The organism is Streptomyces sp. NPDC002619, assembly GCF_042889305.1.
Lineage (GTDB): Bacteria > Actinomycetota > Actinomycetes > Streptomycetales > Streptomycetaceae > Streptomyces.
On the sequence record NZ_JBIAQV010000143.1, the window covers coordinates 1 to 2,077 of the forward strand.

3 pseudogenes are annotated in these 2,077 nt (G+C 67.8%); all 3 read right to left on the reverse strand.

Annotation, left to right across the window (positions count from 1 at the left end):
• Positions 1 to 391: pseudogene (locus tag ACFYXB_RS45865) on the reverse strand (RNA-guided endonuclease TnpB family protein); the annotation flags it as partial.
• Positions 392 to 850: 459 nt separating this feature from the next.
• Positions 851 to 1,427: pseudogene (locus ACFYXB_RS45870) on the reverse strand (IS6 family transposase); the annotation flags it as partial.
• A 226-nt stretch (positions 1,428 to 1,653) separates the two neighbouring features.
• Positions 1,654 to 2,077, reverse strand: a pseudogene (locus ACFYXB_RS45875) (hypothetical protein); the annotation flags it as partial.

Below are 2,077 nucleotides of genomic sequence, written 5' to 3' on the forward strand. Positions count from 1 at the left end.
GCCGCGCCTCCCGCTTCTTCTTCCAGCGGGGCATCCCGGCCCGGCGGTGCTGCGGAAGCCGGTCCTTGATGTCCTTCAGCGCCTTCGCCCTCGACGTGGCGAAGTCGCGAATCACCTGCTGCTGCGGCACGCTCGCACCCTCAGCCAGCCACGGCGTCACCCCGCGGGCCTCGGTCAGCATCTTGTCCAACTGCGCAGGGCCACACGTCAGCTTCTCGCCGCTCGCCTTGGCTCGCTGGTGCGTCTGCTTCGACTTGGCCACGCACTCGTTCCACAGCCACCGGCAGCGATCCCACTCAGCTTCGAGCGCGCGCCTGGCCGTGGCCGACAGGCGCACACGGAAGGTGTACCGGGCATGCCCGGTCTCCCCTGTGGTCGCTTCCGTCGTCATGCACCCGAACCTACCCGGGAGGACTGACAGTTGAGAGTTCTTGAGCGTTGTGGACGGCATCACCCCGTCACAGGGTGGACGCCGGACCGCCCTGACGGCGATCCGGCCGCCCCTGCCCCACTCCGCAGGAGTCCGATTCCTCCCCGGCCTAAAGGCCGGGGCATCCTCGGAGGAACCCGGTGACGGATCAGGTGAGGCAACCCCAGCAACCTGGAAACACCGAACTTGTCGAGCCATGATCCTGGATCCACCGCGCGGATTTCGGTGAGCGTTTTCAGGTGATCTCGGGGCGGATTTCTGCTGATGGGTGTGGGCGATCGCCGGGTGGCCGTCCCGGTGGCGGGGTCTCCGAGGTCCTGGTCGTGGGCTGGCAGGGTGACAAGGGGTCAGGTTCGCAGGCGGCAGCCGACGGCTGTCCACAGCGCCTCGAAGGCGTCCTGCCAGGGCCAGGCGGGGTGAGATGCCGCTGAACGCGGACAGGAACCGCTGGGCCGCGCCGACACTACGGAAGCCCTTCATCGCGCGTTGACGCTGGCGGGTGGGCTGGTGACTGTTCTCGGCCCGGTTGTCCAGGCCCTTGTGCGAGCGGTGTTCGACCGAGGGCATGACCTCGCGGTGGCCGCACTGTAGGAGCGGAGCTTGTCCATGACGACCACCCGCGGCACCGCACACGTCTTCTTCATCAGGCGGCGGAAGAAGCGCCAGGCAGCGGCCTTGTCCCGCCGGCTCTGCACGAGGATGTCGAGCACGTTGCCGTCCTGGTCGAGGCCCGCCACAGGTACTTCCGCTCCCCGTTGATCCTGATGAAGACCTCGTCCAGATGCCCTGTATCCCCGGGCCGGGGCCGGCGGCAGCGCAGTCCGTCGGCGTAGGCCTGTCCGAACTTCCCACACCACCGCCGGACCGTCTCGTAGGAGACGATCACACCGCGCTCGAGTATCAGCTCCTCCACCTCACGAAATGACAGCGGGAAGCGGAAATACAGCCGCACGCAGTGGGAGATCACCTCGACCGGGTACCGGTGCCCCTTGTACAACGGCGACGTGCTCCCCGCGGACGATCCTCCCCCTCCACCATGATCAACCCGAGGATCCTCCTACGCCATCCGCCAACGTGACAGTGCTACTCCCACTCCTCGTCGCTCAGTTGCACTCGCGTCACGCAAGAAGATCTACCGGTCCAGACCCCGCCGTGAGGGCGAATCCCACAAATTGATCACGACTCGACACGCGGCCTAGTACTCCAGCCGTAGATCGTGATCTTCATGGTTGGAGGGCTGCCTGGCGCTGGTAGTGGCTGTGGCGGGCGCGGGCCTGGTGTCGTCGGCGCCAGGTTGACCAGCCGAGCCGGTGGGCCGTGTCGTGGACGGGCTGGACGACGAGGGTGATGAACAGGCGCTGGATCTCGTTGCAGGTGAGTGGGATCAGGCCGTCGGGGCTGGTGCCGTCGTCGGCGGGGGTGTGGCCCTGGCGTTCGCGGGCGGCGGTGATGGCGAGGAAGGCGTGCGCGAGCAGGGCCAGGGTGACCCAGCGGTGCCAGGAGTCCCAGCGCCGCACCTGGTGCTCGTCCAGTCCCGCGAGCCCCTTGGAGCTCTGGGTAGGGTCGGCCGCGCGGCGAGGTGCCAGGTGTGCTGGTCCTTTTCCGCGCGGCCTCCCTCCGAACCGGACGGGCCCGCTTTCCAGGCAT